Origin of the sequence: Burkholderia sp. BCC1993 (assembly GCF_905339865.1) — a bacterium.
Lineage (GTDB): Bacteria > Pseudomonadota > Gammaproteobacteria > Burkholderiales > Burkholderiaceae > Burkholderia.
Genome location: NZ_CAJPGZ010000007.1, coordinates 237,734 through 260,445, shown reverse-complemented (window position 1 = coordinate 260,445; position 22,712 = coordinate 237,734). Strand labels below are relative to the sequence as shown.

16 protein-coding genes are annotated in these 22,712 nt (G+C 68.6%); 8 read left to right on the top strand and 8 right to left on the bottom strand.

The genetic code is table 11. The features are described from left to right. Positions 1-19: 19 nt before the first annotated feature. From U4Y91_RS13875 to U4Y91_RS13855, 5 genes are all read right to left on the bottom strand, one after another. Complete coding sequence (locus U4Y91_RS13875; protein ID WP_321805503.1) at positions 20-1,420, bottom strand: GGDEF domain-containing protein; 1,401 nt, start codon at positions 1,418-1,420, stop codon at positions 20-22. A 318-nt stretch (positions 1,421-1,738) separates the two neighbouring features. Further along, the gene (locus tag U4Y91_RS13870; protein WP_321805502.1) at positions 1,739-2,917 is read right to left on the bottom strand and encodes an acetyl-CoA C-acyltransferase; all 1,179 of its coding nucleotides are present in this window, start codon (positions 2,915-2,917) and stop codon (positions 1,739-1,741) included. A 51-nt stretch (positions 2,918-2,968) separates the two neighbouring features. Beyond that, the gene (gene pncA, locus U4Y91_RS13865) at positions 2,969-3,601 is read right to left on the bottom strand and encodes a bifunctional nicotinamidase/pyrazinamidase (RefSeq protein WP_257771444.1); all 633 of its coding nucleotides are present in this window, start codon (positions 3,599-3,601) and stop codon (positions 2,969-2,971) included. A 43-nt stretch (positions 3,602-3,644) separates the two neighbouring features. Then, positions 3,645-5,729 carry a 3-hydroxyacyl-CoA dehydrogenase NAD-binding domain-containing protein gene (locus tag U4Y91_RS13860; protein ID WP_321805501.1) on the bottom strand — a complete coding sequence of 695 codons (2,085 nt, stop codon included), beginning with the start codon at positions 5,727-5,729 and terminating at the stop codon, positions 3,645-3,647. Positions 5,730-5,911: 182 nt separating this feature from the next. After that, a complete protein-coding gene (locus U4Y91_RS13855; protein ID WP_321805500.1) occupies positions 5,912-7,555 on the bottom strand; it encodes a 3-(methylthio)propionyl-CoA ligase in 1,644 nt (547 codons plus the stop codon). A 164-nt stretch (positions 7,556-7,719) separates the two neighbouring features. Between U4Y91_RS13855 and U4Y91_RS13850 the strand changes: the two genes are divergently transcribed. The 5 genes from U4Y91_RS13850 (at position 7,720) to U4Y91_RS13830 (ending at position 11,524) form a co-directional block, all read left to right on the top strand. Next, complete coding sequence (locus tag U4Y91_RS13850; RefSeq protein WP_321805499.1) at positions 7,720-9,288, top strand: protein adenylyltransferase SelO; 1,569 nt, start codon at positions 7,720-7,722, stop codon at positions 9,286-9,288. Positions 9,289-9,326: 38 nt separating this feature from the next. Then, on the top strand, positions 9,327-9,758 hold the full coding sequence (msrB, locus tag U4Y91_RS13845) for a peptide-methionine (R)-S-oxide reductase MsrB (protein ID WP_321805498.1): 432 nt from the start codon (positions 9,327-9,329) through the stop codon (positions 9,756-9,758). A gap of 124 nt (positions 9,759-9,882) precedes the next feature. Next, entirely contained in the window at positions 9,883-10,413 is a 531-nt protein-coding gene (locus tag U4Y91_RS13840; RefSeq protein ID WP_257771453.1) for a septation protein A, read from the top strand. 1 nt (position 10,414) lies between these two features. After that, positions 10,415-10,723, top strand: coding sequence for a BolA family protein (locus U4Y91_RS13835; RefSeq protein ID WP_057925330.1), 309 nt, complete (start codon positions 10,415-10,417; stop codon positions 10,721-10,723). An 18-nt stretch (positions 10,724-10,741) separates the two neighbouring features. Next, positions 10,742-11,524, top strand: coding sequence for a peptidylprolyl isomerase (locus tag U4Y91_RS13830; RefSeq protein WP_044843666.1), 783 nt, complete (start codon positions 10,742-10,744; stop codon positions 11,522-11,524). A gap of 190 nt (positions 11,525-11,714) precedes the next feature. Here the strand turns inward: U4Y91_RS13830 and U4Y91_RS13825 are convergent, their stop codons facing one another. From U4Y91_RS13825 to purL, 3 genes are all read right to left on the bottom strand, one after another. Beyond that, positions 11,715-12,884, bottom strand: a complete 1,170-nt coding sequence (locus U4Y91_RS13825) for an acyltransferase (RefSeq protein WP_321805497.1) — start codon at positions 12,882-12,884, stop codon at positions 11,715-11,717. Between the two features lie 227 nt (positions 12,885-13,111). After that, positions 13,112-13,654: an N-acetyltransferase gene (locus U4Y91_RS13820; RefSeq protein WP_321805496.1), complete on the bottom strand. Its 543-nt coding sequence runs from the start codon at positions 13,652-13,654 to the stop codon at positions 13,112-13,114. After that, on the bottom strand, positions 13,654-17,718 hold the full coding sequence (gene purL / locus U4Y91_RS13815) for a phosphoribosylformylglycinamidine synthase (RefSeq protein WP_321805495.1): 4,065 nt from the start codon (positions 17,716-17,718) through the stop codon (positions 13,654-13,656). Before purL ends, U4Y91_RS13820 begins: the two co-directional genes overlap by 1 nt. Positions 17,719-18,048: 330 nt before the next feature. Between purL and U4Y91_RS13810 the strand changes: the two genes are divergently transcribed. From U4Y91_RS13810 to pgi, 3 genes are all read left to right on the top strand, one after another. Further along, positions 18,049-19,350 (top strand): FAD-dependent oxidoreductase, encoded by a 1,302-nt coding sequence (locus U4Y91_RS13810; protein ID WP_321805494.1) that lies wholly within the window; start codon positions 18,049-18,051, stop codon positions 19,348-19,350. Positions 19,351-19,400: 50 nt separating this feature from the next. Continuing rightward, entirely contained in the window at positions 19,401-20,945 is a 1,545-nt protein-coding gene (locus U4Y91_RS13805) for an NAD(P)H-hydrate dehydratase (protein ID WP_321805493.1), read from the top strand. A 113-nt stretch (positions 20,946-21,058) separates the two neighbouring features. After that, the gene (gene pgi, locus U4Y91_RS13800; RefSeq protein ID WP_321805492.1) at positions 21,059-22,681 is read left to right on the top strand and encodes a glucose-6-phosphate isomerase; all 1,623 of its coding nucleotides are present in this window, start codon (positions 21,059-21,061) and stop codon (positions 22,679-22,681) included. The last annotated feature ends 31 nt before the right edge of the window (positions 22,682-22,712 follow it).

The following is a 22,712-nucleotide window of genomic DNA, read 5'->3' as shown; positions in this document are numbered from 1 at the left end:
CCCGCGCGACAACCGTTCCTCAGTGCGCGACCACGCGATTGCGCCCGTCCCGCTTCGCCTGATACAAGCGTTCATCGACCGCCCGCAGCAACGCATCGACCGTGCTCCCGTCGACACCGTACTGCGCGACGCCGACGCTGACCGTCACCTGCACGCGCTTGAAATCCAGCCCGAACGGCGAACTCGCGATCGACGAACGCACGCGCTCGGCCGTCATGCGCGCGCCCTCGAGCGGCATCTCGGGCAACAGCGCCATGAACTCCTCGCCGCCGACTCGCGCGAGCGCACCGGCCGGACGTATCGCCTCGAGACACTGGCGCACGACGCCGCGCAGCACCTCGTCGCCGATCTGGTGCCCGTATGCATCGTTGATGTTCTTGAAGTTGTCGAGATCGAGCGCGAGCAGGCAAAACGGCGTGCCGTCGCGTTCCGCGCGCACGATCTCGCGCTCGACCTGCGCGATGAACTGGCGGCGGTTGGACGCACCCGTCATCGGATCGGTCGCGGCCATGTATTCGAGCTTCTGGTTCGTGCGGCGCAGTTCCTGCAACGCACTCTCGGTGCGCGCCATCGATTCCGACAGCCGGCTCATCAGGTCTTCCTGGCTGTAGATCGCCGAGAACGAGCGCGTCGTCTGCAGCGCCTGCACGACGCCGTAGCTGAGCAGGAAGAACCCGCCCGCGAAGATCGCATGCGCGAGCCACCACATGTGATTCCACGGCTTGCCGAGGATGAACGCGAGCGACGACAGCGCGAAGGCCATGATCGACACGCCGTAGATCACCATCAGCGGCGAGCGGATGCGCCGCGCGAGCAGCACGCCGACGTTCAGCAGCGAAAACACCAGCGCGCCGCCTTCCATCGACAGCCGCGTACCCAGCGCGCCGGCGACCGGCGAATAGGCGATGTACGCAACCGCCACGTCGACGGTCACGAACAACATGACCCACGGCAGCCACGTTCGTGCGCGCGTACGCTTCTCCACCCGATCGGGCGGCTGCGAATACGACAGCAGGCCCGTCAGCAGCAGGATCGACATCACGAGGCGCGAGGCGGGCCCGTACAGCAGGAACAGCCAGATGTTGTGGTGCGCCATCCCGGTGAACAGACCGTGCAGCGCGTAGATCATCGCGAAACCGAGAAAGCCGAGCGTCAGCCAGCGCAGCAGCGGCTCGCCGGACGACCGGTAGCACACCCACGTCACGTAGGTGACGAACGCGCCTTCGAGGGTCGCGGCCGCGATCGCGATTTCATGGAACGCGTGGCTCTCGAACACGACGTGCGGATCGCTGAAGAACCACAGATAGGCAATCAGATAGGCCGGCAGCAATGCAAAACCGACCAGCAGGCATTTCGCGTAGAGCCTCGCGGCCGCGCTGACGACACGCGGCGGTTCCCCGGCTGCATAGGTCGTGCTCAATTTGGTCCCCGTTTCGGTCTGCTGCGTGGTTCGAACGCCCACGGTGCCGGAAACGCGCGATGCATCGTCTTCGCCGGCTACCGGAAACGCGTCACGTGCGCCGGTACGACGCACGCGTTGGCCCATCCCGCCGAAAGGCAAATGTCAGAGCAAGTATAGGTGCGGCAAATCGTTTGACAAGTAAGGGGAAACGGCAGCATCGAATGCACGGCATTTGCTTCCTGTTTCTTACGAATCGCCCACGGATTTCGCCGATTCGCATCGCGGCCGCGGCTTCGGTCCCCCGAAAGCCGCGGCCGCCCCTCCTGCGCACAAATATCAGACGATTTCGAACAGGCCGGCAGCCCCCTGCCCGCCGCCAATGCACATCGTGACGACCACGTATTTCACGCCGCGCCGCTTGCCTTCGATCAGCGCATGGCCGGTCAGGCGCGCACCCGATACGCCGTACGGATGGCCGACCGCGATCGCGCCGCCGTTCACGTTCAGGCGGTCGTCAGGAATCCCGAGCGTGTCGCGGCAGTACAGCACCTGCACCGCGAACGCTTCGTTCAGTTCCCACAGGCCGATGTCGTCGACCTTCAGCCCCGCCTGCTTCAGCAGCTTCGGCACCGCGAACACCGGGCCGATGCCCATCTCGTCCGGCTCGCAACCGGCGACCGCGAAACCGCGGAACACGCCGAGCGGCTGCAGCCCTTCGCGCTGTGCGACATCGGCGTTCATCACCACGCACGCCGACGCGCCATCCGAGAACTGGCTCGCGTTGCCCGCGGTGATCACGCCGCCCGGCACGGCCGAACGGATCTTCGCGACGCCTTCGAGCGTCGTGTCGGGCCGGATGCCCTCGTCGGCCGACACCGTCACGTCCTGCGTGAACAGCCGGCCCGTCGCCTTGTCGGCCATGCCGGCCCGCACGGTGATCGGCACGATCTCGTCGTTGAAGCGCCCGGCTTCCTGCGCGGCCGCGGCGCGCAGCTGCGACCGTACGCCGTACTCGTCCTGCCGCTCTTTCGCGATCCCGTAGCGCTTCGCGACGTTCTCGGCCGTCTGGAGCATGTTCCAGTAGATCTCCGGCTTGTGCTCGACGAGCCAGCCCTCCTGGATCATGTGCCGGTTCATCTCGTTCTGCACGCACGAGATCGATTCGACGCCGCCCGCGACATACACGTCGCCCTCGCCCGCGATGATCCGCTGCGCGGCGAGCGCGATGGTCTGCAGCCCGGACGAGCAGAAACGGTTCACCGTCATCCCCGGCACGCTCACCGGCAGCCCGGCGCGCAGCGCGATCTGCCGCGCGATGTTCGCGCCGGTCGCGCCTTCGGGGTTCGCGCAGCCCATGATCACGTCCTCGATGCGTGCGGGGTCCAGCTTCGCGCGTTCGAGCGCGGCCGCGACCACGTGGCCGCCGAGCGTCGCGCCGTGCGTCATGTTGAATGCACCGCGCCACGATTTCGCGAGCGGCGTGCGTGCGGTCGATACGATTACGGCTTCGGTCATGCGAGTCTCCTTCGGTCCTGCTTCATGTCCTGAATCGGATGGGGGAATGCGCTACGCCGTCGGGCGCGCGCCCGCGGACGTCACATGTGCGACGCCCGCCGCCTGCATCTGTTGCCATGCGTGCGCGAGCGAGCCGTTCAGGTCGATCGCACGGCACGCATCGTTGATCACGGCGGCCTCGAAGCCAGCCGCGCGCGCATCGAGCGCGGACCACGCGACGCAATAGTCGGTCGCGAGCCCGCAGCACCACACGCGCTTCGCACCGAGCTCGCGCAGATAGCCTGCGAGCCCCGTGCGCGTCGTGCGGTCGGCTTCGACGAACGCGGAATAGCTGTCGACCTGCGCGTCGCCGCCCTTGCGGATCACGAGCCTGGCATGCGGAATGTCGAGGTCGCGATGCAGCGCCGCGCCTTCGGTGTCCTGCACGCAGTGCACGGGCCACAGCACCTGCTCGCCGTACGGCAGCGCGAGCGTCGAGAACGGCTCGCGCCCCGGGTGGTTCGCCGCGAACGACACGTGATCGCGCGGATGCCAGTCCTGCGTCAGCACGACCTGGTCGAAACGTTGCGCGAGCGCGTTGATCACCGGCACGACCGCGTCGCCGTCCGGCACCGCGAGTGCGCCGCCCGGCATGAAGTCGTACTGCACGTCGATCACGAGCAACACGTCGTCAGTGCGTTTCATTGCGTTTCTCCTTGCAAGCCTGGCCGCGCGGTCACGCGGGCCGTCAGCCGTTGAACCCGCGCCCGGCCCTGGCGAGCTCGACGATCGACGGCGCGAGCTGCCACGCGTCGCCGTTCGGCGCGGCCGCATAGCGGCGGATCGCACGCTCGACGTTGTAGAGACCGACCATGTCCGCATACAGCATCGGGCCGCCCCGCCACAGCGGGAACCCGTAGCCGGTCAGATAGACCATGTCGATGTCGGACGCCTTCGACGCGATCTTCTCCTCGAGGATCTTCGCGCCTTCGTTGACGAGCGCGAACACGAGCCGCTCGACGATCTCGTCGTCGCCGATCTTGCGCCGCTCGACGCCGCGCTCCTTCGAATACGCGACGACCATCTCGTCGACGAGCGCCGACGGCTTCGCCTTGCGCTCGCCCGGCACGTAGTCGTACCAGCCGCCGCCCGTCTTCTGGCCGAAGCGGCCCTGCTCGCACAGGCGGTCGGCGATCTTCGAGTAGTGCAGATCGGGCTGCTCGACATAGCGGCGCTTGCGGATCGCCCAGCCGATGTCGTTGCCGGCAAGGTCGCTCATCCGGAACGGGCCCATCGCGAAACCGAACTTCTCGATCGCGCGATCGACCTGCGCCGGCAGCGCGCCTTCCTCGAGCATGAAGAGCGCCTGGCGGATGTACTGCTCGATCATCCGGTTGCCGATGAAGCCGTCGCATACGCCCGACACGACGGCCGTCTTGCGGATCTTCTTGGCGACCGCCATCACGGTCGCGAGCACGTCCTTCGCGGTCTGCGCGCCGCGCACGACCTCGAGCAACTTCATCACGTTCGCCGGGCTGAAGAAGTGCATGCCGACCACGTCCTGCGGACGCTTCGTGAACGCGGCGATCTTGTCGATGTCGAGCGTCGACGTGTTCGACGCGAGGATCGCACCGGGCTTCGCCACCGCATCGAGCCTGCCGAACACCTGCTCCTTCACGCCGAGTTCCTCGAACACGGCCTCGACGATCAGGTCCGCGTCCTTCAGGTCGTCGTAGGACAGCGTGGGCGTGATCAGCGCCATGCGCGCGTCGAGCTTCTGCTGCGTGAGCTTGCCCTTCTTCACCTGCGCGTCATAGTTCTTGCGGATCGTGGCGAGGCCGCGGTCGAGCGCGTCCTGCTTCGTCTCGAGCAGCGTGACGGGCAAGCCCGCGTTGACGAAGTTCATCGCGATCCCGCCGCCCATCGTGCCCGCGCCGATCACGCCGACGCTGCGGATCTCGCGCACCGGCGTCTCGGCCGGCACGTCGGGAATCTTGCTCGCCGCGCGCTCGCCGAAGAACGCGTGCCGCAGCGCGCGGCTTTCAGGCGTCATCATCAGCGCGACGAAACCGTCGCGTTCGGCGACGCTGCCCTTGTCGAAACCGTTCAGCACGCCGGCCTCGATCGCGTCGATGCATTTGTGCGGCGCGGGGAAATTCGGCGCGGCGGCCCGCACGGAATTGCGCGCGAACTGGATGAAGCCCGCGGCATTGTCGTGGACGATCTTGCGATCGCGCACGCGCGGATGCGGCCCCTGCTGCGCGCCGACCTTGCGCGCGAACGCGACGGCCGCGTCGAGCAGGTCGCCGTCGGCCATCTCGTCGAACAGCCCGCTGTTCGCGAGCTGCTCCGACGGCACCGGCGCGCCCGACACGATCATGTTCAGTGCGGTTTCGAGGCCCACCGCACGCGGCAGGCGCTGCGTGCCGCCCGCACCCGGCAAAAGGCCGAGCTTCACTTCGGGCAGCGCGACCTGCGCACCGGGCGCCGCGACGCGATAGTGCGCGCCGAGCGCGAGCTCCAGGCCGCCGCCCATTACGACGCTGTGCAGCGCCGCGACGACCGGCTTCGCGCTCGCCTCCACCGCGCGGATCACGGTGTGCAGCGTCGGCTCCTGCAGGGCCTTCGGGGTATTGAATTCCGTGATGTCGGCGCCGCCCGAGAACGCGCGGCCCGCGCCGGTCAGCACGATCGCCGCGACCGACGGATCCTGCGCGGCGCGATCGAGCGCGTCCATGACGCCCTGGCGCGTCGACAGGCCGAGCCCGTTGACGGGCGGATTGTTGAGCGTGATGACGGCCACGCCGTCGCGAGTCGAGTAATCCACTGCCATCTGCCTGCCTCCATGCATCGCGCGCCGGGGTGGCTGCGCTTCATTGTGCGCGGTCGAACGGCCGCATGTCCGGATCGAACGGAGGCAGCATACAACGAAAAAGCACGGTCGTTCAATTTGATTTTGTTGCCGATCCGGGGCCGGATCGGGCGACCGCGCGGCGGGCCGTCGCCGGCCGCGGCTTACGGTGCGCAGCGCGCCGTCGGCAGCACGTAGTCGCGAAACGTCTCGCGCAGCTTCAGCTTCTGCAGCTTGCCGGTCGCGGTGTGCGGCAGCGATTCGACGAACACGACGTCGTCGGGCACCCACCACTTCGCGACCTTGCCTTCGTAGAACGCGAGCAGCGCGTCGCGGGTCAGGTTCGCCCCCTCGCGCGGCACCACGACGAGCAGCGGACGCTCGGTCCATTTCGGGTGCGCGCACGCGATGCACGCGGCTTCGGCGACGCCCGGGTGCGCGATCGCGACGTTCTCGATGTCGATCGAGCTGATCCACTCGCCGCCGGACTTGATCACGTCTTTGCTGCGGTCGGTGATCTGCAGGAAGCCGTCGGGGTCGATCGTCGCGACGTCGCCGGTCGGGAACCAGCCGTCCGACAGCGGCGACGTATCGCCCTTGAAGTAGTGATCGATCACCCAGGGCCCGCGCACCTGAAGCTCGCCGAACGCGACGCCGTCCCACGGCAGTTCGTGGCCGTCGTCGCCGACGATCCGCATGTCGACACCGCAGATCACACGCCCCTGCTTCTCCAGCAACCGGCGCTGCACGTCGAGCGGCCGCTGCGACTGCGCCCAGTTCAGCTTCGCGAGCGTGCCGAGCGGCGACAGCTCGGTCATTCCCCACGCGTGGATCACGCGCACGCCGTATTCGTCCTCGAACGTGCGCAGCATGGCGGGCGGGCACGCCGAACCGCCGATCACCGTGCGGTTCAGCGTCGAGAAGCGCACGCCGGCCTCGCGCATGTAGTTCAGCAGCCCGAGCCATACGGTCGGCACGCCCGCGGAGAACGTCACGCGTTCGGCCTCCATCAGTTCGTACAGCGACTTGCCGTCGAGGTCCTTGCCGGGCAGCACGAGCTTGCCGCCGGTGAGCGGCACCGCGTACGGCAGCCCCCACGCGTTCACATGGAACATCGGCACGACGGGCAGCACCGCGTCCAGCGCGGACAGGTTCATCGCGTCGGGCAGCGCGGCGCCGTAGGCGTGCAGCACCGTCGAGCGATGTGAATACAGCACGCCCTTCGGATTGCCGGTCGTGCCCGACGTGTAGCACAGGCCCGACGCCTGCAGTTCGTCGAGGCGCGGCCAGTCGTAGCGGCCGTCCTCGGCGTCGACGAGCGTTTCGTAGCACAGGTACGGCGTCGCGCCGGACGGCAGGTGCGCGGCATCCGTCATCGCGATCCAGCCCTTCACGTGCGGGCACTGCGGCGCGATCGCCTCGACGAGCGGCGCGAAATTGATGTCGAAGAAGACGTAGCGGTCTTCCGCGTGATTGACGATGTAGGCGATCTGCTCGGGAAAGAGCCGCGGGTTGATCGTATGGCACACGGCGCCCATCCCGCCGATCCCGTAGTAAGCCTCCAGGTGCCGGTAGCCGTTCCAGGCCAGCGTGCCGACGCGCTCGCCCGCTTCGACGCCGAGCCGTGCGAGCGCCTGCGCGAGGCGCTTCGCGCGCTGCTCGCAGTCGCGGTACGTGTAGCGATGCAGGTCGCCTTCCACGCGCCTCGACACGATCTCCGTGTCGCCCGCATAACGCGCGGCGTGCGCGATCAGCGACGACACCAGCAACGGCATGTCCATCATCTGGCCCAGCAACGGCTTACCCATCGTCTTGTTCTCCCGGAAGGACGCGAATCGGTGACCAGCCTCGAAGCGATGCGCCAGCTTGCAACCCGTCCACGGCCCGGACCGGCCTGGCGCAAGGCGCGCGGGCCACCATGCGGGCGGCGCGGCGCCGCCTTACAATATCGGCTTACCCAGAGGCGCTCAACATGTCGTTTTCCCGAAGCGCAGCCGATACGGCTGACACTCTCCCCGACCTCGCCGCCACGCTCGGCGCGCCCGCCGTCGGCGCGTTCGTCGCACTCGGCGACGCGTTTCATACGCGGCTGCCGGCAGCACCCCTGCCCGCGCCGTACGTCGTCGGCTTTTCCGACGAAGTCGCGCACCTGCTCGGCCTGCCGGCGTCGCTCGCCGCCCAACCCGGATTCGCCGAGCTGTTCGCCGGCAACCCGACGCGCGACTGGCCCGCGAGCGCGATGCCGTACGCGTCGGTGTATTCCGGTCACCAGTTCGGCGTGTGGGCCGGCCAGCTCGGCGACGGCCGCGCGCTGACGATCGGCGAACTCGCCGGCAGCGACGGCCAGCGCTACGAACTGCAGATCAAGGGCGGCGGCCGCACGCCGTATTCGCGGATGGGCGACGGCCGCGCGGTGCTGCGCTCGTCGATCCGCGAATTCCTGTGTTCGGAAGCCATGCATCACCTCGGCATTCCGACCACCCGCGCGCTCACGGTGATCGGCTCCGATCAGCCGGTGGTGCGCGAGGAGATCGAGACGTCGGCCGTCGTCACGCGCGTGTCGGAGAGCTTCGTGCGCTTCGGCCACTTCGAGCACTTCTTCTCGAACGATCGCCCGGACCTGCTGCGCGAGCTCGCCGGTCACGTGATCGACCGCTTCTATCCCGCATGCCGCGACGCCGACGATCCGTACCTCGCGCTGCTCGAAGCCGCGACGCTGCGCACGGCCGACCTCGTCGCGCAGTGGCAGGCCGTCGGCTTCTGTCACGGCGTGATGAACACCGACAACATGTCGATCCTCGGCGTGACGATCGACTACGGCCCGTTCGGCTTCGTCGACGCGTTCGACGCGAACCACATCTGCAACCACTCCGACACGAGCGGCCGCTACGCGTACCGGATGCAGCCGCGCATCGCGCACTGGAACTGCTACTGCCTCGCGCAGGCGCTGCTGCCGCTAATTGGGCTGCAGCACGGCATCGCCGACGACGATGCGCGCGCCGAGCGTGCGGTGGAAGACGCGCAAGCCGTGCTCGCGAAGTTTCCGGAACGCTTCGGCCCGGCGCTCGAGCGCGCGATGCGCGCAAAGCTCGGCCTCGAGCTCGAACGCGAGAACGACGCCGAGCTCGCGAACAAGCTGCTCGAAACGATGCACGCGAGCCATGCGGACTTCACGCTGACGTTCCGCCGGCTCGCGCAGCTGTCGAAGCACGACGCGAGCCGCGACGCGCCGGTGCGCGACTTGTTCATCGATCGCGACGCGTTCGACGCGTGGGCGAACCTCTACCGTGCGCGGCTGTCCGAGGAAACGCGCGACGACGCCGCCCGCGCGGCCGCGATGAATCGCGTGAACCCGAAATACGTGCTGCGCAACCATCTGGCCGAAGTCGCGATCCGGCGCGCGAAGGAAAAGGATTTTTCCGAAGTCGATCGACTCGCGCAGGTGCTGCGCCGCCCGTTCGACGAACAACCGGAACATGAAGCGTATTCGGCATTGCCGCCCGACTGGGCCGGGTCGCTCGAAGTGAGCTGCTCGTCGTGACCCGACCGACCCGACCGACCGATCAGGAGAACTCCCCCATGTCACACGATTCCGACGACAAGACCTTCCCTTACCAGAAGGACGATGACGAACTGCGCCGCCGGCTCACGCCGATGCAGTACGAGGTCACGCAGCATGCGGCGACCGAGCGCGCCTTCACCGGCGAATACACCGACACCGAGGACACCGGCATCTACAAGTGCGTCGTCTGCAGCACGCCGCTGTTCGAATCCGGCGCCAAGTTCCATTCGGGCTGCGGCTGGCCGAGTTACTTCAAGCCGCTCAACGGCGAGGTGATCGACGAGAAGATCGACCGCTCGCACGGAATGGTGCGCGTCGAAGTCCGCTGCAACCATTGCGGCGCGCATCTCGGCCACGTGTTCGAGGACGGCCCGCGCGACCAGACCGGTTTGCGGTACTGCATCAATTCGGCTGCGTTAAACTTCGAGTCCCGACCCGAAAACGAATGAGCGGCACCGGACGGATCGGTCGGACAGCCTTCCCGGCTGCCCCGATCCCGGACGGTGGCGCCCGGCGGGTCCCCACAACGGTGAAAGGCCGCGCGATGCGGCCTTTCACGCAGCTGCGAGCGCCATGAAATTCCTGTTCGATCTGTTTCCGATCATCCTGTTTTTCGCCGCCTTCAAGGTCTGGGGCATCTTCACCGCCACCGCCGTCGCGATCGTCGCGACGCTGGCCCAGGTCGCGTGGGTCGCCTTCCGGCACCGGAAGGTCGACACGATGCTGTGGGTCAGTCTCGGCGTGATCGTCGTGTTCGGCGGCGCCACCCTCGTCCTGCATGACGAGAAATTCATTCAATGGAAACCGACTGTGCTGTACTGGCTGTTTGCGGTCGGGCTGTTCGCCGCGCGCTATGCGTTCGGCAACAACCTGATCGAGAAGATGATGGGCAAGCAGCTCACGCTGCCGCACCCCGTGTGGGACAAGCTGAACGTCGCGTGGGCGCTGTTCTTCGCGGTGCTCGGCGTCGCGAACCTGTACGTGGTGCACAACTACACCGAATCGCAGTGGGTGAACTTCAAGCTGTTCGGCACGACGGGCGCGATGGTCGTGTTCATCATCCTGCAGAGCTTGTGGCTCACGAAGTACCTGAAGGACGAATGACATGACCGACGCTTTCCTCAACGCCTCTCCCGACGAACGCATCGCGCTGATCGAAGCGCGCCTCACCGCGTCGCTTGCCCCGCTGTCGCTTACGGTGCGCGACGACAGCGCGCAGCACGCGGGCCACGCCGGCGCGGCCGCCGGCGGCCACTTCACGGTGACGATCGTGTCGGCCGCCTTCGCTGGCAAGCCGCGCGTCGCGCGGCACCGGCTGGTGTATGATGCGCTCGCTGATGCGATGCAGCGCGGCATCCACGCGCTCGCGATCGTGGCTTACACGCCCGAAGAATTCAACGAATCTTCAATCTAGTCTCAACAGGAATTCCCGATGATCCTGAAATCCCCCCGCCTGTGGGTCGCGGCGGCTGCTTTTGCAGCGGCACCGGCATTCGCCCAGAACATCGCCGTCGTCAACGGCACGCCGATTCCGAAGTCGCGCGCCGATGCGATGGTCGCGCAGCTCGTCCAGCAAGGCCAGACCGACAGCCCGCAACTGCAGCAGGCCGTGCGCCAGGAACTCGTGAACCGCGAAATCCTGATGCAGGAAGCGATCCGCGAAGGCATCCCGAACCGCCCGGACGTGAAGGCGCAGGTCGCCGTCGCGCAGCAGACGGTCGTGCTGCGCTCGATGATCGAGAGCTTCCTGAAGAAGAACCAGCCGACCGACGCGGAAGTGAAGGCGCGCTATGACGACCTCGTGAAGGGTGCCGGCGGCAACCGCGAGTATCACCTGCACCACATCCTCGTCGACAGCGAGCAGCAGGCAAAGGACCTGATCGCGAAGATCAAGGGCGGCGCGAAGTTCGAGGACCTGGCGAAGCAATACTCGAAGGATCCGGGCTCGGGCAAGAACGGCGGCGACCTCGACTGGTCCGACCCGAAGGCCTACGTGCCGGAATTCGCGGCCGCGGCGCAGAAGCTGCAGAAAGGCCAGATGACCGACGCGCCGGTGAAGACGCAGTTCGGCTGGCACATCATCCGTGTCGACGACGTCCGCGACATCGCCCCGCCGCCGTTCGACCAGGTGAAGGCGCAGATCGCGCAGCAGCTCGTGCAGCAGAAGCTGCAGGCGTTCGAGGAAGGCCTGCGCCAGCAGGCGAAAATTCAGTAACGTCGGCGACGATCGCCCACGCGAAGGCCGCTCCCTGGAGCGGCCTTTTTCATGTGCGCTTGCGGTGCGCACCGAGGCGCAACCAACGCGCCGCCATCGTCGCCATCCTCGCTCGTGTCGCGATCGCCGGCCCGTGCCGGCACCCGCACTCACGCCGATCCCGACGTCAACGCCAGCGCATCACAGCGCGCTACGCCTTCGCCGGCGCCGCCGATTGCGCACGCGCCCGGTCGGTTGCGAACGTCCTCGCGAGCACGCCGAGTACCGGCTGCTCGATCAGCCGATACGCGCCTGCGCCAACCACGGCGACGAGCGCGAGGCCGCCCGCGACAATCCAGTCCGCGCCGACCTGCTGCCCCACGCCGTGCTTGAGCGCCGTCGCGACGGCCGCCACGACGAAGTTGTGCGTCAGGTAGATCGAATACGACGCGTTGCCCAGAAACACCAGCGCGCTGTCCGCGACCGGTCGCACGTGGTCGATCAGCACCGCGCCCAGCACCAGCAGGAACGCCGGACCGCCGTAGACGAGCGCACGCGGCGCGTGACCGACGAACAGCTCCATCGGCGGATTGCCCACACCGTCCGCGCCGGCCAGTGCCGCGCCAAGCAGCCCGAGCACACCCGCGACTGCCAGCATCCGGCCGACGGCCAGCATCGCGGCGGGCGTCCAGCGATCGCGCACGACTGCATACGCCATCGCCGCGACGATGCCGAGCAGGAATTCGCCGATCAGTTGCGCGCCGGTCAGCATCATGACCGACGTCGGCGCACCGAGCAGATGGCAGGCCACGCCGATCGTCAGGAAGGCGGCCGCGAGAAACGGCAGCAGCAGGCGGCGCAAGCCGAGCGCGATCGCCATGGCGAATGCGAGATAGAAGTAGATCTCGTAGCCGAGCGTCCAGCCCTGCTCCAGAAACGGCCGCCAGATACCGTCCTGATTCGCCGCCGGCCACAACAGGTACGAGCAGATCAGGTAATGGAGCGTCGCGTGATGACTCTTCAGCACGAGATGCGCGCTCCACATCACCACGAGCACGGTGGTCCACATCCAGTACAGCGGATAGATCCGCAGCATCCGCCGCTTCAGGAACCGGCCGGCCGCGGCCCACCCGGCCGCATCGCGGCGATGCGTATGCAAGATGATGAAGCCGCTGATCACGAAGAACAGATCGACGCCCGCATTGCCGATCGCCGCGAAATTGCGCGTGTTGATCCATGCGGGCGCATGGTGATAGAGCGGCATCGCGGCGGCGAAATGCCAGAACGCCACCAGCAGCGCCGCAACGGCCCGCAGGATCTGGATCGAGTGCAGTTGCCCGCCCGCCTCGCCTGCACGGCCGCTGTTGCTGTCCGAATTCATTTCGATGACTCCCGTTGACGCGGACACCGTAGCAAGGGCGGACGATCCGCTGCGTGTGCCGGATCACTGAAACGCGATTGGCCGGCGCGATTGCGCCGGTCGGCGGGCGGGACAGGAAGAATGGATGACGAAAACGGCGCTACGCAAAGAAAAAGCCGCGTCGAAGCGGCTTTTCAGTTCATTCGATTGAGTCCGGCGGGATCGCACACGGCCGGCGCACCGAACCGTTACACCGGATGGAACACGTCGTGATAGCGGACGTCGCCCGATGGCCGTGGCGCGGTGTCGTCGAATGCCAATGCGAGGAAATACTCGGGCGGCGCATCCGCGAACACGAGATCGCCGGACGGCACGAAACCGAAACGCGCGTAGTACTCGGGATCACCGAGCACGACGCAGCCGCGCGCGCCGAGCCGGCGCAACGCGTCGAGCCCCGTACGCACGAGCCCCGCGCCGATGCTCTGGCGCCGGCATTCGGGCAGTACCGCGAGCGGCGCGAGCCCGTACCACTGCTGGCTGCGTGCCGGCTCGCCGCCGATCAAGACCGGCGAGAACGCGACGTGGCCGATCACGCGCTCGTCGCGCTCCGCGACGAGCGACACGCTGAGCGCGCCATCCGCGCGCAACGCGTCGACGATCCGCCGCTCGAACGCGCCGTGCTGCGGCGCATCCGCGAACGCGGCCACGATCACGCGACCGATCGCCTCGACGTCGCTCGCGCGCTCATCGCGCAGCGTGACGATCTCGACCGGCGCGTGCGGATCGAACATCAGCCGATCCAGCGGCGTGCGTTGCGGAACACGCGCATCCACGGGCTCGCGTCGTCCCAGCCTTCCGGATGCCAGCTCATCGTGACCGTGCGGTGCACGCGCTCCATGTGCGGCATCAGCACCGAGAAGCGGCCGTCGGCCGTCGTGACCGACGTGATGCCGGCCGGCGACCCGTTCGGGTTGAACGGATAACGCTCGGTCGCTTCGCCGCGGTGGTCGACGTAGCGCATCGCAACCGCGACCCGGTCGATGTCGCCCTGCTGCGAGAAATCCGCATAGCCTTCGCCGTGCGCGACCGCCACCGGAATCCGCGAGCCTTCCATCCCCGCGAAGAAGATCGACGGCGACTTCTCCACTTCGACGAACGAGAAGCGCGCCTCGAACTGCTCGGACTTGTTGCGCGTGAACTTCGGCCACGCTTCGGCACCCGGGATCATCGATGCGAGGCTCGACAGCATCTGGCAGCCGTTGCAGATGCCGAGCGCGAACGTGTCGGGGCGCGCGAAGAAGGCCGAGAACATGTCGGCGAGATTCGCGTTGAAGCGGATCGTCTTCGCCCAGCCTTCGCCCGCGCCCAGCACGTCGCCGTACGAGAAGCCGCCGCATGCGACCGCACCTGCGAAATCGGCAAGATTCGCGCGACCGGCGAGCAGGTCGCTCATGTGCACGTCGTGCGCGTCGAAGCCCGCGCGGTCGAACGCGTATGCCGTTTCGAGGTGCGAGTTCACGCCCTGCTCGCGCAGGATCGCGACGCGCGGGCGCGCGCCCGTCGCGATGAAGGGTGCTGCGATGTCGTCGGCCGGATCGAACGTGAGCACCGGCGAGATGCCCGGGTCGGCCGCATCGAGCAGCGCGTCGTATTCGGCGTCCGCGCACGCGGGGTTGTCGCGCAGGCGCGCGATGCGCCAGCTCACTTCGCCCCATGCGCGATGGAGTTCCGCGCGCGGCGCGTCGAACACCTTCTTCGCGTCGCGGTACACCTCGATCACGTCGCGATCGTTGACCGTGCCGATCACGTGCGAGCATGCGGACAGGCCGAACTCGCGCAGCGCGCCGAGCACCGCGTCGCGATCGGCCGCGCGCACCTGCACGACGGCACCGAGTTCTTCCGAGAACAGCGCGCGCAGCGTGCGATCTTCGCGACGGCCGCTCGTCTGCTTCGCCCAGTCCTTCGCGTCGCCGTAGTCGGATTCGTGATTCGGGTCGAGCGTCAGCATGTCGACGTTCAGCGATACGCCCGCGTGACCCGCGAACGCCATTTCGCACACCGTCGCCCACAGGCCGCCGTCCGAGCGGTCGTGGTACGCGAGCAGCTTGTCTTGCGCGTTCAGCGACTGGATCGCGTTGAAGAAGCGCTTCAGGTCTTCCGGATCGTCGACGTCCGGCGTCGCGTCACCGACCTGCTGCGTGACCTGCGCGAAGATGCTGCCGCCCATGCGGTTCTTGCCGCGGCCGAGATCGATCGCGATCAGCGCGCTGTCGCCTGCGTCGGCGATGCGGCGCAGTTGCGGCGTCAGGTGACGGCGCACGTCTTCGACCGGCGCGAACGCGGAGATGATCAGCGACACCGGCGACACGACTTCCTTCGCGACGCCCTGCTCGTCCCACTTGGTCTTCATCGACAGCGAGTCCTTGCCGACCGGGATGCCGATCCCGAGCGCCGGGCACAGCTCCATGCCGATCGCCTTGACCGTGTCGAACAGCGCGGCGTCCTCGCCGGCCGTGCCGCACGCGGCCATCCAGTTCGCCGACAGCTTCAGCTTGTCGAGCGACGCGATCGGCGCGCTCGCGATGTTCGTGATCGCCTCGCCGACCGCCATGCGGCCCGATGCCGGCGCGTCGATCACCGCGAGCGGCGTGCGCTCGGCCATCGTCATCGCCTCGCCCTTGAAACCCGCGTAGTCGAGCGCGGTCACCGCGCAGTCGGCCACCGGCACCTGCCACGGGCCGACCATCTGGTCGCGCACCGACGTGCCGCCGACCGAACGGTCGCCGATCGTGATCAGGAACGACTTGCTGCCGACCGTCGGGTGCTTCAGCACGTCGACCGCGACTTCCGACAGCGCGATGCCCGTCACCTCGACCGGCGCGCGCTCGGTCGCGACACGCGCGACGTCGCGGTGCATGCGCGGCGGCTTGCCGAGCAGCACTTCCATCGGCATGTCGACCGGGAATTCATCCGTGCCCTTCGCTTCGTCATCGACGAGCTTCAGCTCGCGTTCGTCGGTCGCGACGCCGACCACCGCGAACGGGCAGCGCTCGCGCGCGCAGATCGCCTCGAAGCGCGGCAGGTCGGCCGGCGCGATCGCCAGCACGTAGCGCTCCTGCGCCTCGTTCGACCAGATTTCGCGCGGCGACAGGCCCGATTCCTCGAGCGCGACCTTGCGCAGTTCGAAGCGCGCGCCCTTGCCCGCGCCGTCGACGATTTCGGGGAACGCGTTCGACAGGCCGCCCGCGCCGACGTCGTGGATGCTCAGGATCGGGTTTTCCGCGCCGAGCTGCCAGCAGCCGTTGATCACTTCCTGCGCGCGCCGCTCGATTTCCGGGTTGCCGCGCTGCACCGAGTCGAAGTCGAGTTCGGCCGTGTTCGCGCCGGTCGCCATCGAGCTCGCCGCGCCGCCGCCCATGCCGATCCGCATGCCGGGACCGCCGATCTGGATCAGCAGCGAGCCGGCCGGCACGTCGTGCTTGTGCGTATGTTGATCCGCGATGTTGCCGAGGCCGCCCGCGATCATGATCGGCTTGTGATAGCCGTGCACCTTCCCGCCGACGTTCTGCTCGTACACGCGGAAGTAGCCGCCGAGGTTCGGGCGGCCGAATTCGTTGTTGAACGCGGCGCCGCCGAGCGGGCCGTCGATCATGATCTGCAGCGGCGACGCGATGCGGTCCGGACGGCCGTACGGGCCGTGCGCATCGTTCGGGTTGCGCTCGCCGACCGGCTGCGCCGCGTCGCGCGCGTTTTCCCACGACTGGCGCGCGTCCGGCAGGTCGAGGTTCGACACCGTGAAGCCCGTGAGGCCGGCCTTCGGACGCGCACCGCGGCCCGTCGCGCCTTCGTCGCGGATCTCGCCGCCCGCGCCGGTCGCCGCGCCCGGGAACGGCGAGATCGCCGTCGGGTGGTTGTGCGTCTCGACCTTCATCAGCGTGTGCGTGAGCTCGGTGTGGCGCCCGTAGCGCTCGCCCGGCTCGCCGGCCGCGCCCGCGTTGCGCGGGAACCAGCGCTCGGCTTCGGCGCCGACCATGATCGACGAGTTGTCCGAATACGCGACGATCGTGCCTTGCGGGCTCAGCTTCTCGGTGTTGCGGATCATCGCGAACAGCGACATGTCCTGCGCTTCGCCGTCGATCGTCCAATTCGCGTTGAAGATCTTGTGGCGGCAGTGCTCGCTGTTCGCCTGCGCGAACATCATCAGCTCGACGTCGGTCGGGTTGCGTTCGAGCTTGCGGAACGCATCGACCAGGTAGTCGATCTCGTCGTCGGCGAGCGCGAGGCCCAGCTCGACGTTCGCGCGCTCGAGCGCGGCGCGGCCGACGCCGAGCACGTCGACGGTCGCGAGCGGCTTGGCCGGCAGCTCGTCGAACAGGTGCTTCGCGTCGTCGCGCGCGGCGACCACGCTTTCGGTCATCCGGTCATGCAGCGCGGCTGCAACCGCGGCGCGCGCGTCGTCGGACAGCGCCTTCTTGCCGCCGAGCAGGCCCGACTTCAGCGTGACCGTGAATTCGACGCCGCGCTCGATGCGGCGCACCTGCGTGAGGCCGCAGTGCTGCGCGATGTCGGTCGCCTTGCTCGCCCACGGCGAAACCGTGCCGAAGCGCGGCAGCACGACGAAGGTCTCGGCCGTGCCCTTCTCGGCCGCCGGCTCGAACGGCGCGCCGTAGTGCATCAGCGCGTCGATGCGTGCGCTGTCGTCGGCCGACAGCGGCTCGGCCGCATTGACGAAGTGCAGGAACTGGCCGCGTACCGCGACGATGTTGGCGTCGATTTGCTTGAGCGTATCGAGCAGACGGGTTTGACGGAAATCGGAGAGGGCCGAAGCGCCGGGAAAACACGAGAAGTGAGCCATGGGCTGGACTGACGTCGATGAGTCGCGCGAGGTGGCGACGTGGGGCGAAAGGAAGGCCGTAATTATACCCGGAAGTCGGTCATCCCAGACCGGCTGATCGGCACCCGTCACGCACCGCAACGGTGCACCGGCATCCGCCGCGCCCGGCCGCCCGCCGGGCCGGCGTGCGCGGCCGCGGTGGCCGGTGACCGCAAGACGGCGGAATCGGATGGGGTTGCGTGGCACCGGTTCGCGTGATTTTGGCGCTATCATTCCCGGTTCACCGGGCCGGGGGCCCGTCAGCGAATTCTCACCGGGCGGCGTGCGCGCCGCCCGTCATCGAAGCAATCCATGGATGTCATCGTCATCGGCGGCGGAATCAGCGGCGTCGCCACCGCCTACCAGCTGCGCGCGGCCGGCCATCGCGTGTGCGTGGTCGAACGCCACGCGACCGTCGCGCAGGGCGCGACCTACGGCGACGGCGGCACGCTGCTGCCGAGCCCGCTCGACGTCTGGTTCGGCCCGACCTTCATGCGCCAGCGCCAGCCGCGCGACACCGGCATCGTCTACAAGCCGGGCTTCAACAGCGGCGTGCGCCGTTTCGTCAAGCAGCTCGCCGCGCTGCGCGAACCCGATGCATTCACCGCGCAGTATGCGCGGCTGCGCCCGCTGATCGACGCGTCGCGCGAGTCGCTCGCCGATATCGAGGCGCGCTTCCAGCTCGAATTCGAGCAGAAACCCGGGATCCTGCACGTCGTGCGCGACCCGCGCGACTGGGAAGCACTGCAGCCGGCGCTCGACCTGCTCCGCGCGCTCGACCAGCCGTACCGGGTGCTCACCGCCGACGAATGCGCGGCACTCGAGCCGTCGGTGCCGGCCGAGCCCGGCTTCGCCGGCGGCGTGCTGCTCGAGAGCGAGCGCACCGGAAACTGCCCGCTGTTCGCGAAACTGGTCAAGCAGACGCTCGACGAGCACGGCGTGCAGTTCCGCTTCGGCGCGGACGTCGCGGCGATCCGCGTCGACACCGGCCGCGCCGCGATCGAGCTCGCACCGGCCGGCGGCCGGCACGCGACGAAGGCGCACGAAGTCGACGTGATGGCGGCCGACGCGATCGTGGTCGCTGCCGGCGCCGGCAGCCTGCCGCTGCTCGAACGGCTCGGCTGGCGGCTGCCGCTGCATCCGGTCCGCGCGCATACGCTGACCGCGCCGGTCGCGTACGAAGAACATGCGCCGCACCTGAGCGTCGTCGATTCGATCAAGCGGATCTCGATCACGCGCACCCACCAGCGGCTGCGCATCGGCGGCGGCGCCGTGCTGCAAAGCCTCGCCGACACCGCGAAGCCGCTCCCCGAGCCGCTGTCCGAAGCCGCGCTCGCGCTGCTCGGCCAGGCCGTGCACGACTGGGTGCCCGGCGCCGCGAAGATTTCCGCCGCGCTGTCGTGGCAAGGCACGCAACTGCTGTCGCCGGACGGCCTGCCGGTCGTCGGTCCGACCCCGCATCCGCGCGTGTTCGTCAATTTCGGTCACGGCCCGGCCGGTTGGGGCCTCGCGTGCGGGTCTGCTAAAGTGGTGACAGACTGTCTGGCCGGCGACACGCAGCAGTGGCCCGCCGACACGCTCGCCGCGCTGAGCGCCGCGCGCTTCACGACCTGACCGCCGCGGGCCCGTCCCGGGGCGCATCCTCCCGCCGCCATGACCCCGCGATGACGAATACCCGCCCGCTTCCCGACTCCGTCCCGCTCGCGCTGCTGCGCGTCGCCGACCTGCGCGCGGCCGAGGCCGCCGCGACCGCCGAACTGCCGCCGCACACGCTGATGGGCCGCGCGGGCGCCGCCGCCGCGCGCTGGCTGTCCGAACGGGTCGCCGGCGACGACCGCCCGGTCTGGTTCGCGGTCGGCCCCGGCAACAACGGCGGCGACGCGCTGGTGGCCGCCGCGCAGCTGCAGCAGCTCGGTGTCGCGACGCAGGCCTGGATGCCGGTGCCGGTCAAGCCGGACGATGCGCAATGGGCGCTCGGCCTCGCGCGCGCGGCCGGCGTGCCGCTGTCGACCGAACCGCCCGCCTCGCTCGACGATTACGCATGGGTCGTCGACGGACTGTTCGGCATCGGCCTAGGTCGCGCACTCGACGGCCCGTTCGCCACCCAGGCCGCGCGCATCGCCGCACATGCCCGAAGCGGCGGCCGCGTGCTCGCGCTCGACGTGCCGAGCGGACTGGACAGCGACACGGGCCGGATCGTCGGCGCGGGCGTCGCCGTCGCCGCGACGCACACGCTCACCTTCATCGGCGCGAAGCCGGGCCTTTACACCGGCGACGGCCGCGACCTCGCCGGCCAGATCGACATCGCGTCGCTCGACGTCGCCCCACCCGCCGCGCCGGCCATCGTGCTGAATGCGCCGGCACGATTCGCCGCCGCATTGCCCGCCCGCGCGTTCGCGTCGCACAAGGGCACGTTCGGCAGCCTCGCGGTGCTCGGCGGCGACACGGGCATGTGCGGCGCGCCGATCCTCGCCGCGCGCGCCGCGCTATTCGCGGGCGCCGGCAAGGTGCATGTCGGTTTTCTCGGTGCCGGCGCGCCGCCGTACGACCCGCCGTTTCCCGAACTGATGCTGCATCCCGCGGACGGTCTCGACCTCGATGCGATGTCCGCGATCGCAGCAGGCTGCGGCCTCGGCACGCGCGAGGCCGCAGCCACCCTCGTGCGCGACGTGCTCGCGCACGATGCCGTGACGCTGCTCGACGCCGACGCGCTGAACCTCGTCGCGACGCACGCCGACCTCGCGGCCGCCGTGGCCGCCCGCGGCGCACGCGGCAACGCGTGCGTGCTGACGCCGCATCCGCTCGAGGCAGCGCGGCTGCTCGGCAGCGACACGGCGTCGGTGCAGCACGACCGACTGGCCGCGGCCCAGGCGCTCGCCACGCGCTACGCGAGCGTCGTCGTCCTGAAGGGTTCGGGCACGGTGATCGCGGCGCCCGACGGCCGCCTGACGCTCAACCCGACCGGCAATGCGGCGCTCGCCACCGGCGGCACCGGCGACGTGCTCGGCGGCCTGATCGGCGCGTTGCTCGCGCAGCGCGTCGCGCCCTACGAAGCCGCGCTCGCGGGCGTCTATCTGCACGGCCTCGCGGCCGATACGCTGACCGCGCACGGCACCGGGCCGGCCGGCCTCACCGCGGGTGAACTCGCGCCGATGGTGCGCACGCTGATCAATCGCCTTTTTTACCCGTCGCCGCGCGCCGACATATAACGCCGCTATACTGAGTGCCCCCCGCCGCACGGCGGGCCCGCTCGTCCGCCGGCCTTCCGATCCCGAGGCGCCGGCGCGGCATTCCTCCCGATTCACGCTTCACTCGAACCGCCATGACGCTGAATTCGCTCCCCGCCTGGACTGCCCTTCAATCCCACTTCGAACAGATTCGCCACGCGCGGCTGCGCGACTGGTTCGCACCGGAAAACGACCGCGCGCCGACCCGTGCCGAACGCTTCACGGTCCCGGGCGGCGGCCTTGCGGCCGACTTCTCGAAGAACCGCATCAACGACGACACGCTGCGCCTGCTCGTGCAACTGGCCCGCGAAGCGGGCGTTGAAGCGCGCCGCGACGCGATGTTCGCCGGCGAGATCGTCAACCCGACCGAAGGTCGCGCCGCATTGCACACCGCGCTGCGCGCGACGGACCCGCACGCGCCGTTCCATGCGCAGGTCAGCGCCGAGCGCGAGAAGATGGCGACCTTCGCGCGCGCCGTGCGCAGCGGCGCGTGGACCGGCTACACCGGCAAGCGCATCCGCCACGTAATCAACATCGGCATCGGCGGCTCGGATCTCGGGCCGAAGATGGTCGTGCACGCGCTGCACCATGTCGCGACGCCCGACATCTCGACGCACTTCGTGTCGAACGTCGACGGTGCCGATCTCGCGCGCGTGCTCGAACAGGTCGACCCGGAAGAAACGCTCGCGATCATCGTGTCGAAGACCTTCACGACGCTCGAGACGATGACGAACGCACGCTCGCTGCGCGACTGGTTCGTCGCGCGCGGCTGCCCAGAAGACGCGCTCGCGAAGCACTTCGTCGGCGTGTCGGCGAACCCGGCCGAAGTCGTGAAGTTCGGCATCGCCGCGGACAACGTGTTCGAAATGTGGGACTGGGTCGGCGGCCGCTATTCGCTGTGGTCGGCGGTCGGCCTGTCGATCATGATCGCGATCGGGCCCGAGCAGTTCGACGAACTGCTCGCCGGCGCGAACGACATGGATCGCCATTTCCGCGAAGCGCCGCTCGAGCGCAACCTGCCGGTGCTGCTCGGCCTGATCGGCATCTGGTATCGCAACTTCTTCGGCTCGCAGAGCTACCTCGTCGCGCCGTATTCGGAAGCGCTGCACTACCTGCCGTCGTATCTCCAGCAGCTCGAGATGGAAAGCAACGGCAAGTCCGCGCGCCTCGACGGCACGTTCGTCGATTACCCGACGTCGGCCGTCACGTGGGGCGAGCCGGGCACCAACGGCCAGCACGCGTTTTTCCAGATGCTGCACCAGGGCCCGACGATCGTGCCGATCGACTTCATCGCGGTGCTGACGCCCGAGCATCCGCTCGCGAGCCATCATCCGAAGCTGCTCGCGAACTGCTTCGCGCAAAGTGAAGCGCTGATGCTCGGCCGCACGCTCGACGAAGCGCGCAAGGTCGCCGGCCCCGGCAAGGAAGCGCTCGCGCCGCACCTGACGTTCCCCGGCAACCGCCCGACGACGACGCTGCTGGTGGACGCGCTGACGCCGCGCACGCTCGGCGCGCTGATCGCGCTCTACGAGCACAAGGTGCTGGTGCAGGCGACGGTGTGGGACATCAATCCGTTCGACCAGTGGGGGGTGGAGCTCGGCAAGATTCTCGGCAAGGTCGTCGAAGCCGACCTGTCGGCCGAGTCGGTCGATCCCGCGAAGCACGATTCGTCGACGACCGCGCTGATCGAGCGCGCGCGGGCAGCGCTCAAGCGCTGACGCGACGGCGTCGAACGCATGCCGGCCGCAC

Excerpts from the sequence above, each read along its gene's own strand:
- U4Y91_RS13855 (WP_321805500.1), bottom strand. The coding sequence starts at position 7,555 with ATGGGTAAGCCGTTGCTGGGCCAGATGATGGACATGCCGTTGCTGGTG.
- U4Y91_RS13825 (WP_321805497.1), bottom strand. The coding sequence starts at position 12,884 with ATGAATTCGGACAGCAACAGCGGCCGTGCAGGCGAGGCGGGCGGGCAA.
- U4Y91_RS13860 (WP_321805501.1), bottom strand. The coding sequence starts at position 5,729 with ATGGCAGTGGATTACTCGACTCGCGACGGCGTGGCCGTCATCACGCTC.
- U4Y91_RS13805 (WP_321805493.1), top strand. The coding sequence starts at position 19,401 with ATGACGAATACCCGCCCGCTTCCCGACTCCGTCCCGCTCGCGCTGCTG.
- purL (WP_321805495.1), bottom strand. The coding sequence starts at position 17,718 with ATGGCTCACTTCTCGTGTTTTCCCGGCGCTTCGGCCCTCTCCGATTTC.
- pncA (WP_257771444.1), bottom strand. The coding sequence starts at position 3,601 with ATGAAACGCACTGACGACGTGTTGCTCGTGATCGACGTGCAGTACGAC.
- U4Y91_RS13840 (WP_257771453.1), top strand. The coding sequence starts at position 9,883 with ATGAAATTCCTGTTCGATCTGTTTCCGATCATCCTGTTTTTCGCCGCC.
- U4Y91_RS13835 (WP_057925330.1), top strand. The coding sequence starts at position 10,415 with ATGACCGACGCTTTCCTCAACGCCTCTCCCGACGAACGCATCGCGCTG.
- U4Y91_RS13820 (WP_321805496.1), bottom strand. The coding sequence starts at position 13,654 with ATGTTCGATCCGCACGCGCCGGTCGAGATCGTCACGCTGCGCGATGAG.
- msrB (WP_321805498.1), top strand. The coding sequence starts at position 9,327 with ATGTCACACGATTCCGACGACAAGACCTTCCCTTACCAGAAGGACGAT.
- pgi (WP_321805492.1), top strand. The coding sequence starts at position 21,059 with ATGACGCTGAATTCGCTCCCCGCCTGGACTGCCCTTCAATCCCACTTC.
- U4Y91_RS13850 (WP_321805499.1), top strand. The coding sequence starts at position 7,720 with ATGTCGTTTTCCCGAAGCGCAGCCGATACGGCTGACACTCTCCCCGAC.
- U4Y91_RS13830 (WP_044843666.1), top strand. The coding sequence starts at position 10,742 with ATGATCCTGAAATCCCCCCGCCTGTGGGTCGCGGCGGCTGCTTTTGCA.
- U4Y91_RS13810 (WP_321805494.1), top strand. The coding sequence starts at position 18,049 with ATGGATGTCATCGTCATCGGCGGCGGAATCAGCGGCGTCGCCACCGCC.
- U4Y91_RS13870 (WP_321805502.1), bottom strand. The coding sequence starts at position 2,917 with ATGACCGAAGCCGTAATCGTATCGACCGCACGCACGCCGCTCGCGAAA.